This window comes from Citrobacter sp. RHBSTW-00671 (assembly GCF_014103415.1).
GTDB lineage: Bacteria > Pseudomonadota > Gammaproteobacteria > Enterobacterales > Enterobacteriaceae > Citrobacter.
In genome coordinates this window covers 3668193-3684358 of sequence record NZ_JABXPR010000001.1, presented here as the reverse complement: position 1 = coordinate 3684358, position 16166 = coordinate 3668193, and the positions used below count along the sequence as shown (strand labels likewise).

The following is a 16166-nucleotide window of genomic DNA, read 5'->3' as shown; positions in this document are numbered from 1 at the left end:
GTCCTGAATGTTTATCCATGCAGTCGGATTGACTGTTCTGCCTCGCCACGCAGCATCACCCGATTCAACACTTCTGCTTCCAGTTCTGCCAGACGCGCCGAACCAATCCGACGTGGTCGGGCAATATCCACCGTTAAATCCAGCCCGATTTTTCCGTCCTCAATCAGCAAAACGCGATCGGCCATTGCCACCGCTTCACTCACGTCATGGGTGACCAGCAGTACGGTAAAGCCGTGCTCTTGCCACAAAGAGACAATCAGCTCCTGCATTTCAAGGCGGGTTAAGGCATCCAGCGCGCCGAGGGGTTCATCCAGCAGAAGCAGACCGGGGCGATGAATTAATGCCCGCGCCAGGGCCAAGCGCTGTTTTTGTCCGCCAGAAAGCGCTGCGGGCCACTCCTGAGCACGATTCTCCAGCCCAACTGCGGTCAGCGCATCTCGGGCTGCGTTGCGCCAGTGACCTTTCAGACCCAGGCCCACATTATCGATAACCGTCTTCCATGGCAGTAAACGCGCATCCTGAAACATCATTCGCGTATCATCCTGAATATCTGCCAATGGGGTGGTTCCGGCAAGTAATGCGCCTGAGGTGGGAGACTCCAGTCCTGCCAGCAGACGCAGTAACGTGCTTTTACCTCCGCCACTGCGACCAACCACAGCAACAAACTGTCCGGCTGGAATATGCAAATCTAACTGATTGAGCACCGTATTGGCGGCGTATTGTTTCGTCACGGCGCTCAGCAACAGCGGCGTGCCCTGGTTCAAGCGGGCGGTATTCATACGGTAGCCTCCTTCACATGGTAAGCCGGGTTCCAGCGCAGCCAGACCCGCTCCAGCAATTGGGCGCTGACGTCGGCAAGTTTGCCGAGCAGGGCGTAGAGAATAATGGCCACCACAACCACATCGGTTTGCAGAAATTCGCGGGCGTTCATCGCCAGATAGCCAATACCGGCATTGGCTGAAATGGTTTCCGCCACAATCAGCGTCAGCCACATCAGTCCAAGAGCAAAACGCACCCCAACCATAATCGAGGGCAGGGCACCGGGGAGGATCACATGTATAAACAGTGAAAAACCAGATAACCCATAGCTGCGCGCCATCTCAACCAACCCGCGGTCGATATTACGTATCCCGTGCCAGGTGTTGATGTAAATCGGGAACAGCGTGCCCAGGGCGACGAGAAAAATCTTGGCGGATTCATCAATGCCGAACCATAAAATCACCAGCGGGATCAGCGCCAGATGCGGTACGTTACGCAGCATCTGCACCGACGTATCCAGCAGGCGTTCTCCCCAACGTGAAAGGCCGCTAATCAGTCCCAGCGTCAGGCCAATCGATCCACCAATGGAGAATCCGACCAGCGCGCGCCAGGCGCTGATCGCCAGATGCTGCCAAAGCTCGCCGCTGGCGGAAAGCGTCCAGAAGGCTTCAATAACACCCTCCGGTGAGGGCAGGATGCGGGTGGAGAGCCAGCCCATTGTGGATGCGAACTGCCAGACCACCACCAGACCCAGCGGTAAAAACCAGGGCGCGAGGCGCAATAACCACCTGTTTTTCGGTGTTGCCATTAGCCAGCTCCTTAGCTTTGTGCGGCTTTACGCGGGATAAATTCGTTCGCCACCGCTTCGCCTTGCTGATGCAGGTGCTGCGGCTGTGGAATTTCGGGTATCGCGACATCCAGATGTGGGAACAGCAGCTCGCCAACCTTGTATGCCTCTTCCAGATGCGGATACCCGGACAACACAAAGCTGTCGATTCCCAGCGCGGCATACTCGTTAATACGCGCCGCGACCGTAGGCCCATCTCCGACCAGCGCGGTACCTGCGCCACCGCGCACCAGTCCGACGCCTGCCCACAGGTTCGGGCTGATTTCCAGTTTGTCGCGTTTACCGTTGTGCAGTGCAGCCATTCGCTGCTGGCCAATCGAGTCCGTTCTTGAGAAAGCGGCCTGGGCTTTGGCAATGGTGTCGTCATCCAGATGGGCTATCAGGCGATCCGCTGCCTGCCACGCCTCTTGTGTTGTTTCCCGCACGATCACATGTAGACGAATACCAAAGCGGATCTTGCGACCGAGCGCCGCCGCTTTAGCCCGTACCTGTTCAATTTTCGCTTTCACTTGTTCAGGCGGCTCGCCCCAGGTCAGATAGAGATCAACCTGCTCGGCAGCAAGGTCTTGTGCGACATCGGACGAGCCACCGAAATAAAGCGGTGGCCGGGGTTGTTGCACGGGAGGGAAAAACAGCTTCGCGCCGCGGACATGAATATGTTTGCCGTTGAAATCCACTGTTTCACCTTGCAGTAGGCGCCGCCAGACCTGAGTAAATTCCGCAGAGGCTTCATAGCGCTCGGTGTGATCGAGAAATACGCCGTCACCCGCCAGCTCCTGTGGATCGCTACCGGTCACCAGGTTAAATAACGCCCGACCGTTAGAGAGTCTGTCGAGCGTGGCGGCCTGGCGTGCGGCAACCGTCGGCGAGGTGACGCTTGGACGTAGCGCGACCAGAAACTTTAATCGCTGGGTGACCGGGATCATCGAGGCAGCAACCAGCCAGGCATCTTCGCAGGAGCGACCGGTTGGGATGAGAACGCCGGTAAATCCCAGACGATCGGCCGTTTGCGCGATTTGTTGCAGATAGCCGTGATCGACCGGGCGTGAACCTTCCTCCGTCCCCAGATAATGACCGTCGCCGTGGGTGGGTAAAAACCAGAACGTGTTCAGACTCATAATTTTTCTCCAGCCTGCTGAGTGGGTTGCCAGATACGCTGGCGAATATCGATTTTTTTCGGCAGCAACCGGTTGTCATAAAACAGATCGGCGGTTTGTTGCTGTAGCGCAGCAACGGAGGCGCTGACGGGGGTAATGGTGGTTGGCGGGCGGTGATCCAGATAAGAGGCAATTACCGGCTCGGGCAGGCCCATGGTTTTAGCCAGCAGGGTGATGCTTGGTTGGCGCTGGCTGAGGGTTAACGCATCGGCCTGGCTAAAGGTATCCAGCACGCCAAGAACAAATGCGCCATTTTTTTCGGCATAAGGACGTGCGGCGAGATAAAACGAACCGGTCTGTTTGAGGTCTGAACCGTCTTTGAGCACGCGTACATCACCTTGTAGTAACGCGGCGGAGTAGTAGGGGTCCCAGATAGCCCACGCATCAACGTTTCCTTGCTGGAAGGCCGCTCGCGCATCGGCGGGGGTCAGATACGTCGGTTGAATATCGGTAAATTTCAGCCCAGCCTGTTGCAGTGCACGGAGCAGTAAATTGTGGGCGCTGGAACCTTTCTGGAAGGCGACTTTATGTCCTTTAAGCTGTGCGACACTTTGGATCGGGCTATTTTTCGACACCAGAATCACTTCGGCTTGCGGTTTGGGTGGCTCGACGCCCACATAAACCAGATCTGCCCCCGCGGCCTGGGCGAAAATTGGCGGGATATCACCCGTACTGCCGAGATCAATACTGCCGATATTGAGCGCTTCCAGCATTTGTGGCCCGGCCGGGAACTCAACCCACGAGATTTTAGTTTGCGGGTAGCGTTTCTCCAGCAACTGATGGCTTTTTGCCAACACCATGCTGACGCTCCCTTTCTGATAACCAATGCGCAGAGCATCGGGCGCAGGTTCTGCGGCATGCGCCAGCGTTGACAGTGACAGCAGCCCAGTCAGTGCGAACCACGACGTGTGACGCTTGAGCAGATTAAGCATGGGCGGCACCTCGCAGGGCATTCAATTGAGGGCGTTGAATATCGCGACGATGCAATGCCAGCCAGAACGTCTCGAGCGCGCCATCCAGGCGCAATTGCAGGTTGGGGGTGAACTGAGGTTTATGCTGATAATCAATGACCTGCGAATCATCGGCAAACACACCGTGCAGGATCTCCTGGGCCTTTAACGCACTTAGTACCGGTTTCAATGCATAATCGACTGCCAGTAAGTGTGCAACGGTCCCCCCGGTTGCCAGCGGCAACACCACTTTTCCTTCCAGTGCCCGTTCGGGGAGTAGATCGAGCAGTGTTTTCAATGCGCCAGAGTATGCGGCTTTGTAGACCGGCGTGGCGACAATCAGCCCGTCTGCATCCTGCAGTTGCTCAATAAATGTCTTCAGCGCCGGACTATCAAAACGGGCATAGATCAGATCTTCCGGGGCAAAATTGTGCAGGTTCCAGTGAAAGACTTCGATATCCTGACCGTTCAGTTTTTCTCGGGCATATTCCAGTAACGCGCTGGAGCGAGAGGGAAAGCGTGGGCTTCCCGCCAGAGTGATGACGCTCATAGTTTCAATCTCCGCTTATAACTAATTGTTTGCTTTTAATTAACATTGATAACAATTTGTGCAGTCTGGCAGAGGGGCTTTGTTTATCGAAATGATTTATACGGGATAGAAAAGTTGAAAAATAAATATACCCGTCATACTTCAAGTTGCATGTACGTTGGCTTTACTCGGCCTTTGGCCTCGCCCCTTCGGGACCAGCGCAAGCGCTGTTCAAAACGCTAATGCGTTTTGTCCTGCAACTCGAATTATTTAGGGTGTAAAAAGTAGGGGCGAGGAAAACGATTGCTATTTATTGCCGCAGGTCAATTCCCTTTTTGCTCGCGATCGCACATAATACGCCCCCGGTTTGCACACCGGGAATCCAGGAGAGTTCATGTACTACCCCTTCGTTCGTAAAGCCCTTTTTCAGCTCGACCCTGAGCGCGCTCATGAATTGACATTCCAGCAATTACGTCGCATTACCGGCACGCCGCTTGAAGCGCTTGTCCGCCAGAAAGTACCCGCAAAACCGGTTACCTGTATGGGGCTGACGTTTAAAAACCCGCTCGGTCTTGCTGCCGGACTGGATAAAGACGGGGAGTGCATTGATGCACTTGGTGCGATGGGATTCGGCTCAATTGAAATCGGTACCGTGACGCCGCGTCCGCAGCCGGGTAACGATAAACCGCGTCTGTTCCGTCTGGTCGATGCAGAAGGTTTGATCAACCGTATGGGGTTTAATAACCTGGGCGTTGATAACCTGGTGGAGAACGTCAAAAAATCGCATTTTGACGGTATCTTGGGGATTAATATTGGTAAGAATAAAGATACCCCGGTAGAGAATGGCAAAGATGACTATCTGATTTGTATGGAAAAAGTCTATGCTTATGCCGGTTATATTGCGATTAATATCTCTTCACCAAATACTCCAGGGCTGCGTACGCTACAATACGGCGAGGCGCTGGATGATCTGCTGACGGCTATTAAAAATAAGCAAAACGATCTCCAGGCGATCCACCATAAATATGTGCCGGTGGCGGTAAAGATCGCGCCGGATCTTTCTGTGGAAGAACTGATCCAGGTTGCTGACAGTTTAGTTCGTCATAATATTGATGGCGTAATTGCAACCAACACTACTCTCGATCGTTCTCTCGTTCAGGGAATGAAAAATTGCGATCAAATGGGTGGCCTGAGCGGTCGACCATTGCAATTAAAAAGTACAGAAATTATTCGTCAGTTGTCTCAGGAATTAAAAGGGCAGTTGCCAATTATTGGTGTTGGTGGGATCGACTCGGTGATTGCCGCACGGGAAAAAATGGCTGCCGGTGCAACCCTCGTGCAGATTTATTCGGGATTTATTTTTAAAGGTCCGCCGTTGATTAAAGAAATCGTCAGCAATATCTGATCTATGCCTTAATCCGACAACCAGGGCTTTATTTCTAGCCCTGGTTGTTTTATATTCCTTTACTGTTGCTTATTTAAACATTCTGAGCTTTTATTATTAGGGCAATAAACGAAGCGGCAAATGGATCGTGTCGTAATGGCGATGATTAAGGAAAGGAGAGAAACTGATGCGAATTAAACCCGACGATAACTGGCGCTGGTATTATGATGAAGAGCACGATCGAATGATGCTCGATTTAGCCAATGGCATGTTATTCCGCTCGCGTTTTGCGCGTAAAATGCTCACGCCTGATGCATTTTCTCCGTCTGGTTTTTGTGTCGATGACGCTGCGCTTTATTTCTCCTTCGAAGAAAAATGCCGTTACCTGGATTTAGCTAAAGAACAAAAAGCGGAACTGGTGCTAAATGCGCTGGTGGCGATTCGGTATCTTAAACCGCAAATGCCAAAAAGCTGGCACTTTGTTGCGCACGGCGTGAACTGGTCGCCAGTGGTCGGTGACGCTGCCTGTGTTTATTTGAGCGATACTGAAGAACAGGTAAATCTGTTAGTGGTAGAGCCGGGTGAAAATGCCGCACTGTGTTTGCTTGCACAGCCGGGCGTGGTCATTGCCGGTCGCACCATGCAACTTGGCGATGCGATTAAAATCATGAATGACAGACTGAAACCGCAGGCAATTGTCGACAGTTTCAGCCTTGAGCAGGCGGTCTAACTTTCCAGCCTGATTGCCGTTTTGGGTACACAACTGCAGCAAAGAATCGTTCCGTCATCGCCAATCGCTGATTTTTTCAGTTGGCTGACTTCGCCTTCTACCAGCCGAATCCGGCAGCAGCCGCAAATTCCCGCACGACAAGAGTAGGGAACACGGATCCCCTGGTTTTCCAGCTGTTCCAACAATACCTGCTGATTATTTCCGCGAAACGTTTGACCCTGCCAGTCAATTACCACGGTTGCATCGGGTTGTTGTTGCAAAGCGGTATCATCAGATTCCGCCGCGCCGTACAGCCGGGCGGGTCCGGTTGCCAGTATTTCTACTTCATCACCCACACGAATTACGCCGCTATTACGGGCGATAAGATTCTGGCCGAAATCGACATCACCGTTGTCTGGCGCTGTACGGAAGGTTTGCAGCGTCGCCAGTGGCTCGCCGGATGGATGTTTCTGGCCTTTCTCTGGGCTGACGGTAGTGAAAATACAGCGACTACAGGGTTTAGCCACGTCAAAGATAACGTCGCCGATGCGTATCACTTTCCAGGTATCTTCTTCCCAGGCGCTAGCACCTGTAACTACCAGGTTGGGGCGAAACTGTTCCATTCTGATGCTGGCCGGGCAGCGTTGCTGCAGATCGCGCAGAGAGGCCTCGTTCGTCAGGAGATAGGGAAAACCATCGGCAAAAGATAACGGCACGCCATCGTGGCGCTTTACCCGGCGCGTCAACTGCGGGCCAACCCAACGCAACTGCACATCACGGGAAAAAAAACCGCTGATCCAGCGATTGATATCCGCTGGCGCGACCCGTGCGGTAAAATGGTTTCCCCACACTTCTGTAGGTGCATCCTGCGTGGAGAAGTCGGCAAAGCGCACTAACGCACTGCTGCCGTCTGGCGCGGTAAGGTGTAGGCCGTCATGGAATGGCGACGGGGTAAAACGGACCATTTGCGGGAACTGTCGGGCGGTGATGAACGTTCCGTCAGGTTCAGTGATCATAAAGATGCGATCAAAGGCAAGGCCGCTGATATCTGCCAGGGCGTGCGTTAGCCCAATGCCGCGCATTGATTTAACCGGATGGATAAAAAGTCGGGTTAACGTGACCACTGTACAGCCCCTCGAATGAAAATAAGCCTTCAACTTTATGACATACAGCCCATATTAGCTATAATGCGCAGCAATTTTCTCGGAGTAAAAGTGACATTATGAATTCTCTGTTTGCCAGTACGGCCCGCGGGCTGGAAGAGCTGTTAAAAACTGAACTGGAAAACCTCGGCGCATTGGAGTGCCAGGTCGTTCAGGGTGGGGTCCATTTTAAGGGCGACACGCGGCTTGTTTACCAGAGCCTGATGTGGAGCCGCCTGGCCTCGCGCATTATCCTGCCGATGGGAGAGTGCAAGGTCTATAGCGATCTTGATCTGTACCTCGGTGTTCAGGCAATCGACTGGACAGAGATATTTAATCCTGGTGCCACCTTCGCCGTGCACTTTAGCGGGCTGAACGAGACGATTCGTAATAGCCAGTATGGTGCACTGAAAGTAAAGGATGCGATTGTCGATGCCTTTACCCGTAAAAACCTGCCGCGTCCGAACGTAGATCGTGAATCACCCGATCTGCGCATTAACGTTTGGCTGAACAAAGATACGGCCAGCATCGCGCTCGATCTGAGCGGCGACGGCCTGCATCAGCGTGGTTATCGTGATCGTGCGGGTCAGGCGCCGATTAAAGAGACGCTGGCGGCCGCCATTGTGATGCGTTCAGGCTGGCAGCCGGGTACGCCGCTGCTCGATCCGATGTGTGGTTCCGGTACGTTGCTGATTGAAGCCGCAATGTGGGCAACCGATCGCGCGCCGGGTCTGCACCGCGGATACTGGGGATTCAGCGGTTGGGCGCAGCATGATGAAGCCGTGTGGCAAGAAGTGAAAGCTGAAGCACAGGTGCGTGCGCGCAAAGGACTGGCGGACTATACCTCGCACTTCTATGGATCAGATAGCGATGCCCGCGTGATTGAAAAAGCGCGCAGTAACGCCCGCCGCGCCGGTATTGCCGATCTGATGACGTTTGAAGTCAAAGATGTCGCCAAACTGAGCAACCCGTTGCCGAAAGGACCTTACGGTACTGTCATCAGCAACCCACCCTACGGCGAGCGTCTGGACAGTGAACCCGCATTGATTGCTCTGCACAGCCTGCTGGGACGCACGATGAAAAACCAGTTTGGCGGCTGGTATCTGTCGCTGTTCAGCGCATCACCCGATTTGCTCAGCAGCCTGCAATTGCGTGCGGATAAACAGTTTAAAGCGAAAAATGGCCCGCTGGATTGTGTCCAGAAGAACTATCACGTTGCAGAGACCACCGCGGACAGCAAGCCTGCCACGGTAGCGGAAGATTATGCCAACCGCCTGCGCAAGAATATTAAGAAGCTGGAAAAATGGGCGCGTCAGGAAGGGATTGAATGCTATCGCCTGTACGATGCTGACCTGCCGGAATATAACGTTGCCGTTGATCGCTATGGCGACTGGGTTGTGGTTCAGGAATATGCGCCGCCGAAGACGGTTGATGCGCAGAAAGCACGTCAGCGCCTGTTCGACATCATTGCCGCTACGCTGTCGGTACTGGAAATCGCACCAAACAAACTGGTGCTGAAAACCCGTGAACGCCAGAAAGGGAAGAACCAATACCAGAAGATGAACGAGAAGGGCGAATTCATTGAGGTGAGCGAGTATAACGCGCGTCTGTGGGTCAACCTGACCGATTATCTGGATACTGGCCTGTTCCTTGATCACCGTATTGCACGCCGCATGTTGGGGCAGATGAGTAAAGGGAAAGACTTCCTTAACCTGTTCTCCTACACCGGCAGCGCGAGCGTGCATGCCGGATTGGGCGGCGCACGTAGCACCACAACGGTAGATATGTCGCGTACCTATCTGGAGTGGGCAGAGCGTAACCTGCGACTGAACGGGCTAAGCGGACGTGCACACCGCTTGATTCAGGCCGACTGCCTGGGCTGGCTGCGTGATGCCAATGAACAGTTTGATCTGATCTTCATTGATCCGCCGACGTTCTCTAACTCTAAGCGTATGGAAGACTCGTTTGATGTGCAGCGCGATCATCTGGCGCTAATGAAAGATCTGAAACGTCTGCTACGCAAAGACGGCACGATTATGTTCTCCAACAACAAACGTGGATTCCGCATGGACCTCGACGGTCTGGCTGAACTGGGATTGAAAGCACAAGAAATTACCCAAAAAACGCTTTCCCAGGACTTCGCCCGTAACCGTCAGATCCACAATTGCTGGCTGATTACCTCAGCCTGAAAGGAAAAATAAATGTCATTGATCAGTATGCATGGCGCATGGCTGTCGTTCAGCGATGCGCCGCTCCTTGATAATGCAGAACTGCATATCGAAGATAACGAACGCGTCTGCCTGGTAGGCCGTAACGGCGCGGGCAAATCGACGCTGATGAAGATCCTCAACCGTGAACAGGGTCTTGACGACGGACGTATTATTTATGAACAGGATCTGGTTGTGGCACGTCTGCAGCAGGATCCACCACGTAACGTGCAGGGTACCGTCTACGATTTCGTTGCCGAAGGCATTGCAGAGCAGGCGGTGTATCTCAAGCGTTACCACGATATCTCGCATCTGGTGATCACCGATCCGAGTGATAAAAACCTGCAGGAACTGGCGAAGGTTCAGGAACAGCTGGATCACCACAATCTGTGGCAGCTGGAAAGCCGTATCAACGAAGTACTGGAACAGCTTGGGCTGGAGCCAGACATGGAGCTGGCATCGCTTTCCGGCGGCTGGCTGCGTAAAGCCGCTCTGGGCCGGGCGTTAGTCAGCAATCCGCGCATATTGCTGCTGGATGAACCGACCAACCACCTGGATATTGAAACCATCGACTGGCTGGAAGGGTTCCTGAAAACCTTTAACGGCACGATAATTTTTATCTCCCACGACCGTTCGTTTATTCGCAATATGGCAACGCGCATTGTCGACCTCGATCGCGGCAAGCTGGTGACCTATCCGGGTAATTACGATCAGTACCTGCTGGAAAAAGAAGAAGCGCTGCGGGTAGAAGAGCTACAGAATGCGGAGTTTGACCGCAAACTGGCGCAGGAAGAGGTCTGGATCCGCCAGGGCATTAAGGCGCGTCGTACCCGCAATGAAGGTCGTGTGCGTGCGCTGAAGGCCATGCGTCGGGAACGCGGTGAGCGTCGTGAAGTGATGGGTACGGCGAAGATGCAGGTTGAAGAAGCGAGCCGCTCTGGCAAGATTGTCTTCGAAATGGAGAATGTTGATTACCAGGTTGACGGGAAGCAACTGGTAAAAGATTTCTCCGCGCAGGTGCAGCGCAGCGACAAAATTGCCTTAATTGGACCTAACGGCTGCGGCAAAACGACGCTGCTTAAGCTGATGCTGGGACAATTGCAGGCTGACAGTGGTCGCATCCACGTCGGGACTAAGCTGGAAGTCGCCTATTTCGACCAGCACCGTGCTGAACTGGATCCGGATAAAACCGTGATGGATAACCTTGCTGAAGGTAAGCAAGAGGTGATGGTGAACGGTAAGCCGCGCCATGTGCTGGGCTATCTTCAGGACTTCCTGTTCCATCCGAAACGCGCGATGACGCCGGTACGTGCATTGTCTGGCGGGGAACGCAATCGCCTGCTGCTGGCGCGTCTGTTCCTGAAACCCAGCAACCTCTTGATTCTCGATGAACCCACCAACGATCTCGACGTCGAAACGCTGGAACTGCTCGAAGAGTTGATTGACGGTTATCAGGGAACCGTATTGCTGGTCAGCCACGACCGTCAGTTTGTCGACAATACGGTTACCGAGTGCTGGATTTTTGAAGGCGGCGGCAAAATTGGTCGTTATGTGGGCGGTTATCATGACGCACGTGAGCAGCAGTCACAGTATGTGGCGTTTAAACAACCCGTTGAGAAAAAAACTGAGGAAACTGTTGCGCCTAAAGCAGAAATTGTAAAACGCGGCACAAGCAAACTAAGCTATAAACTACAGCGCGAACTGGAGCAGCTTCCTGCGTTGCTGGAAGCGTTGGAAGCTAAGCTGGAAACATTACAAGCTCAGGTGGCTGATGCCTCATTTTTCAGTCAACCGCATGAGCAAACGCAGCAGGTATTAGCTAGTCTGAACGAAGCGGAACAAGAACTTGAGCAAGCCTTTGAGCGCTGGGAGTATCTTGAGTCTTTAAAGAATGGCGCATAATTAAAGGAGCACATATGTGCGAACATCACCATGCCGCGAAGCATATTTTGTGCTCGCAGTGTGACATGCTGGTGGCGCTTCCTCGCCTTGAGCATGGTCAGAAAGCGGCATGTCCACGATGTGGCACTACGTTAACGGTTGAGTGGGACGCGCCACGGCAGCGTCCTACCGCCTATGTGTTAGCGGCATTGTTTATGCTGCTTCTGTCAAACCTGTTTCCCTTTGTGAATATGAACGTTGCAGGGGTGAGCAGCGAAGTCACGTTGCTGGAAATCCCCAGCGTTCTCTTTTCCGAAGACTATGCCAGTCTCGGCACTTTCTTTTTGCTTTTCGTGCAACTGGTACCCGCTTTTTGCCTGCTAACTATTCTGTTGCTGGTGAATCGGGTGCAGATGCCCGCCAGACTTAAGGCGGGCCTTGCACGCGTCCTGTTCCAGTTAAAAAGCTGGGGGATGGCGGAAATCTTCCTCGCCGGCGTGCTGGTCAGCTTCGTTAAGCTGATGGCTTACGGTGATATCGGCGTGGGCAGTAGTTTCATCCCGTGGTGCTTCTTTTGCCTTCTCCAGTTACGCGCATTCCAGTGTGTCGATCGTCGCTGGCTGTGGGATGATATTGCGCCGATGCCGGCTATCAAACAGGTCTTAAAGCCAGGTGTACCCGGTATCCGGCAAGGATTGCGTTCCTGCTCCTGTTGCACGGCTATTCTTCCGGCTGATGAGCTGGTGTGTCCGCGCTGTCAAACGAAAGGCTATGTACGGCGTAAAAACAGTTTGCAATGGACACTGGCATTACTGTTTACGTCGATAATGCTCTATCTACCCGCCAATATTCTGCCGATTATGATCACCGATTTGCTCGGGTCAAAACTGCCATCAACCATTCTTGAGGGCGTGGTTTTAATCTGGAGCGAAGGCTCTTATCCCGTGGCTGCGGTTATCTTTATCGCCAGTATTCTGGTGCCGACGTTGAAAATGATCGCTATTGCCTGGCTATGCTGGGACGCCAAAGGGCACGGCAAACGCGACAGTGAACGTATGCACCTGATTTATGAAGTTGTGGAATTTGTCGGTCGCTGGTCAATGATCGACGTTTTTGTTATTGCGGTGCTCTCTGCGCTGGTGCGTATGGGAGGGTTGATGAACATTTATCCTGCAATGGGTGCTTTGATGTTTGCTTTAGTCGTCATTATGACAATGTTTTCTGCGATGACGTTTGATCCACGTCTGTCGTGGGACCGTGAACCAGAACCAGGCCATGAGGAGTCCTGACAGCATGGAATCTAAAAGTGGGGAAGCCAAAGTGCAGAAGGTAAAAAACTGGTCGCCCGTGTGGATATTCCCGATCGTCACTGCACTCATTGGCGCATGGGTTCTGTTTTACCACTACAGCCATCAGGGGCCGGAAGTCACGTTGATTACGACCAATGCCGAAGGTATTGAAGGGGGTAAAACGACGATTAAAAGCCGTAGTGTGGATGTCGGTGTGGTCGAAAGCGCTACCCTGACGGATGATTTGACCCATGTGGAAATTAAAGCACGCCTCAATTCCGGTATGGAAAAGTTGCTGCATAAAGACTCGGTCTTTTGGGTGGTGAAGCCGCAAGTGGGGCGTGAAGGTATCAGTGGCTTGGGAACGCTGTTGTCCGGGGCATATATTGAGCTGCAACCCGGTAATAAAGGCAGCAAGCTGGAAAATTACCAATTGCTCGATTCTCCACCGCTGGCGCCGCCTGATGCGAAAGGGATCCGCGTGATCCTGGACAGTAAAAAAGCCGGTCAGTTGAGTCCGGGTGACCCGGTGCTGTTCCGTGGATATCGCGTGGGCTCGGTTGAGACCAGCACGTTTGATGCGCAAAAACGCACGATCAGTTACCAGCTTTTCATCAATGCGCCAAACGATCGACTGGTAACCAGTAATGTCCGTTTCTGGAAGGACAGCGGTATTGCCGTCGATCTCACTTCGGCGGGTATGCGAGTGGAAATGGGCTCGCTCACCACGCTGTTTGGCGGTGGTGTAAGTTTTGATGTGCCAGAAGGTTTAGAGCAGGGCGAGCCGGTCGCACAACAGTCAGCGTTTAATCTTTATGACGATCAAAAAAGTATTCAGGATTCACTGTATACCGATCATATTGATTACCTGATGTTCTTTAAAGATTCGATTCGTGGCCTACAGCCTGGTGCACCGCTGGAATTCCGTGGTATCCGTTTGGGTACGGTAAGCAAAGTACCTTTCTTTGCGCCAAATATGCGCCAGGTATTTAACAATGATTACCGTATTCCGGTGCTGGTGCGTATTGAACCTGAACGGCTGAAAGCGCAGTTGGGTGAAGACACCGATGTAGGTGCTCATCTTGCTGAGTTGCTCAAACGTGGACTGAGAGGGTCATTGAAGACGGGGAACCTGGTGACCGGCGCGCTGTATGTCGATCTCGACTTTTACCCGAAAGAGCCGCCAATTACAGGGGTACGCGAGTTTAATGGTTATCAAATTATTCCGACAGTGAGCGGCGGTCTGGCGCAGATTCAGCAGCGTCTGATGGAAGCGTTGGATAAGATTAATAGTCTACCGCTGAACCCGATGATTGAGCAGGCAACCAATACGCTGTCGGAAAGCCAGCGCACGATGAAACATCTGCAAACTACGCTGGATAACATGAATAAGATCACGTCCAGCCAGTCGATGCAGCAGCTTCCTGCGGATATGCAGAATACGTTGCGTGAACTGAATCGCAGCATGCAGGGCTTCCAGCCGGGTTCTGCGGCCTACAACAAGATGGTGGCAGATATGCAGCGTCTTGATCAGGTACTGCGTGAACTGCAGCCGGTTCTGAAAACGCTGAACGACAAGAGCAACGCGCTGGTGTTTGAAGCGAAGGACAAAAAAGATCCAGAGCCGAAGAGGGCGAAACAATGAAAAAGTGGCTAGTGGTGATGATGGCGGTCTGGCTAACGTCATGTAGCTCCAGCGGAGAGAATAAAAGCTATTATCAGCTCCCCATTGCGCAAGGGGGGGTACAAAGCTCAGCTAATCAGGGTAACCGCCTGCTGTGGGTTGAACAGGTTGCAGTGCCTGATTACCTGGCGGGGAATGGTGTGGTGTACCAGACCAGCGACGTGAAGTATGTGATAGCGAATAACAATCTCTGGGCCAGTCCACTGGATCAGCAGCTGCGTAATACCCTTGTCGCAAATCTGAGTATGCAACTTCCAGGCTGGGTGGTTGCATCTCAGCCGTTGGGAAGTACTCAGGATACGCTTAACGTGACGGTGACAGGCTTTCACGGACGTTACGATGGCAAAGTGATTGTCAGCGGTGAATGGTTGCTGAATCACCAGGGGCAATTAATCAAGCGTCCGTTCCATATCGAAGTTGTACAGACGCAGGATGGCTACGATGAAATGGTGAAAGTTCTGGCCAGCGCCTGGAGTCAGGAAGCGACGGCAATCGCCCAAGAGCTGAAACGTATTCCCTAAGCTTAAATAATTGTAAATTATGCCGCCTCAGGTTCATTACCAGAGGCGGTTTTTTTTATTTTCTTAGCGGTTGAGGTAGCTGTTCTGACAGAGAATTTTTGTACAAATGATTTACCAGCTAGCTCACAAATATGACACTGGCGTGAATTTTGCGCATTGACGAGTCTGATGTTTAGGGGTATTCGTTTAGTGTGATTGCACACTTAGTAATCACTGTTTTCTTTTCCACCAGACCCAAAAATGAGGGAAACGAGGCATGAAGAGACAAAAACGAGATCGCCTGGAACGGGCACATCAACGTGGATATCAGGCCGGCATTGCCGGACGCTCAAAAGAAATGTGTCCCTATCAGACGCTGAATCAGAGGTCATACTGGCTGGGAGGCTGGCGAGAAGCCATGGGGGATAGGGTTTTAATGGCCTGATTCTGTCTCTTTAGATAAAAGAAACCTCCGCAGAGCGGAGGTTTCGCCTTTTGTAGACCGGCAAATTAACGTACGCAGCCATTTGGCTATGTCGCACCACCAGATCTACAGATGTCTGCAATTAGAACGCCGAGGTGTCCTGGAACAGACCTACTTTCAGATCATTTGCGGTGTAGATTAGACGACCATCAACCAGCACTTCACCATCAGCCAGACCCATGATCAGGCGGCGGTTAACGATGCGTTTGAAGTGAATGCGGTAGGTGACTTTCTTCGCGGTCGGCAGAACCTGACCTGTGAATTTCACTTCGCCCACGCCCAGTGCACGGCCTTTACCTTCGCCGCCCAGCCAGCCGAGATAGAATCCAACCAGCTGCCACATGGCATCCAGACCCAGGCAACCAGGCATTACCGGATCGCCGATAAAATGGCATCCGAAGAACCACAGGTCCGGGTTGATGTCCAGTTCAGCTTCCACATAACCTTTGTCAAAGTTGCCGCCGGTTTCGGTCATCTTGATGACACGATCCATCATCAGCATGCTTGGTGCAGGCAGTTGTGGGCCTTTAGCACCAAACAGCTCACCGCGACCAGAGGCAAGAAGGTCTTCTTTTGTATAGGATTCGCGTTTATCTACCATGTTCTCTGTAAGCCTTATTTTATTGAAGCACGCAGGATAGCTA

At 52.7% G+C, this 16166-nt stretch carries 15 protein-coding genes; 8 read left to right on the top strand and 7 right to left on the bottom strand.

Annotation, left to right across the window (positions count from 1 at the left end):
- Positions 1–11: 11 nt before the first annotated feature.
- The 5 genes from ssuB to ssuE are packed head-to-tail and all read right to left on the bottom strand — an operon-like array spanning position 12 to position 4263.
- Positions 12–779, bottom strand: a complete 768-nt coding sequence (gene ssuB, locus HV261_RS17720) for an aliphatic sulfonates ABC transporter ATP-binding protein (RefSeq protein ID WP_202039011.1) — start codon at positions 777–779, stop codon at positions 12–14.
- Complete coding sequence (ssuC, locus tag HV261_RS17715) at positions 776–1567, bottom strand: aliphatic sulfonate ABC transporter permease SsuC (protein WP_202039010.1); 792 nt, start codon at positions 1565–1567, stop codon at positions 776–778. The genes ssuB and ssuC overlap by 4 nt, the downstream gene beginning before the upstream one ends.
- 11 nt (positions 1568–1578) lie before the next feature.
- A complete protein-coding gene (ssuD, locus tag HV261_RS17710) occupies positions 1579–2724 on the bottom strand; it encodes an FMNH2-dependent alkanesulfonate monooxygenase (protein ID WP_202039009.1) in 1146 nt (381 codons plus the stop codon).
- A complete protein-coding gene (locus tag HV261_RS17705) occupies positions 2721–3695 on the bottom strand; it encodes a sulfonate ABC transporter substrate-binding protein (protein ID WP_202039008.1) in 975 nt (324 codons plus the stop codon). Before HV261_RS17705 ends, ssuD begins: the two co-directional genes overlap by 4 nt.
- Positions 3688–4263 carry an NADPH-dependent FMN reductase gene (ssuE, locus tag HV261_RS17700; protein ID WP_202039007.1) on the bottom strand — a complete coding sequence of 192 codons (576 nt, stop codon included), beginning with the start codon at positions 4261–4263 and terminating at the stop codon, positions 3688–3690. Before ssuE ends, HV261_RS17705 begins: the two co-directional genes overlap by 8 nt.
- 373 nt (positions 4264–4636) lie before the next feature.
- Between ssuE and pyrD the strand changes: the two genes are divergently transcribed.
- The gene (pyrD, locus tag HV261_RS17695; protein WP_137382842.1) at positions 4637–5647 is read left to right on the top strand and encodes a quinone-dependent dihydroorotate dehydrogenase; all 1011 of its coding nucleotides are present in this window, start codon (positions 4637–4639) and stop codon (positions 5645–5647) included.
- A gap of 166 nt (positions 5648–5813) precedes the next feature.
- A complete protein-coding gene (zapC, locus tag HV261_RS17690) occupies positions 5814–6356 on the top strand; it encodes a cell division protein ZapC (RefSeq protein ID WP_137382843.1) in 543 nt (180 codons plus the stop codon).
- On the opposite strand, the gene HV261_RS17685 is transcribed toward zapC, so the two are convergent.
- Complete coding sequence (locus tag HV261_RS17685; protein WP_202039006.1) at positions 6353–7459, bottom strand: YcbX family protein; 1107 nt, start codon at positions 7457–7459, stop codon at positions 6353–6355. The genes zapC and HV261_RS17685 overlap by 4 nt on opposite strands.
- Positions 7460–7557: 98 nt before the next feature.
- Between HV261_RS17685 and rlmKL the strand changes: the two genes are divergently transcribed.
- From rlmKL to rmf, 6 genes are all read left to right on the top strand, one after another.
- On the top strand, positions 7558–9666 hold the full coding sequence (gene rlmKL, locus HV261_RS17680; protein ID WP_202039005.1) for a bifunctional 23S rRNA (guanine(2069)-N(7))-methyltransferase RlmK/23S rRNA (guanine(2445)-N(2))-methyltransferase RlmL: 2109 nt from the start codon (positions 7558–7560) through the stop codon (positions 9664–9666).
- 12 nt (positions 9667–9678) lie between these two features.
- Complete coding sequence (locus HV261_RS17675) at positions 9679–11586, top strand: ABC transporter ATP-binding protein (protein WP_202039004.1); 1908 nt, start codon at positions 9679–9681, stop codon at positions 11584–11586.
- Positions 11587–11600: 14 nt separating this feature from the next.
- Positions 11601–12854, top strand: coding sequence for a membrane integrity-associated transporter subunit PqiA (gene pqiA, locus HV261_RS17670; RefSeq protein ID WP_202039003.1), 1254 nt, complete (start codon positions 11601–11603; stop codon positions 12852–12854).
- A 4-nt stretch (positions 12855–12858) separates the two neighbouring features.
- A complete protein-coding gene (gene pqiB, locus HV261_RS17665; protein WP_202039002.1) occupies positions 12859–14499 on the top strand; it encodes an intermembrane transport protein PqiB in 1641 nt (546 codons plus the stop codon).
- Positions 14496–15059 (top strand): membrane integrity-associated transporter subunit PqiC, encoded by a 564-nt coding sequence (gene pqiC / locus HV261_RS17660; protein ID WP_137382849.1) that lies wholly within the window; start codon positions 14496–14498, stop codon positions 15057–15059. The genes pqiB and pqiC overlap by 4 nt, the downstream gene beginning before the upstream one ends.
- Positions 15060–15315: 256 nt before the next feature.
- A complete protein-coding gene (gene rmf / locus HV261_RS17655) occupies positions 15316–15483 on the top strand; it encodes a ribosome modulation factor (RefSeq protein WP_003035871.1) in 168 nt (55 codons plus the stop codon).
- A gap of 121 nt (positions 15484–15604) precedes the next feature.
- On the opposite strand, the gene fabA is transcribed toward rmf, so the two are convergent.
- The gene (fabA, locus tag HV261_RS17650; RefSeq protein ID WP_003035875.1) at positions 15605–16123 is read right to left on the bottom strand and encodes a bifunctional 3-hydroxydecanoyl-ACP dehydratase/trans-2-decenoyl-ACP isomerase; all 519 of its coding nucleotides are present in this window, start codon (positions 16121–16123) and stop codon (positions 15605–15607) included.
- Positions 16124–16166 lie beyond the last annotated feature (43 nt).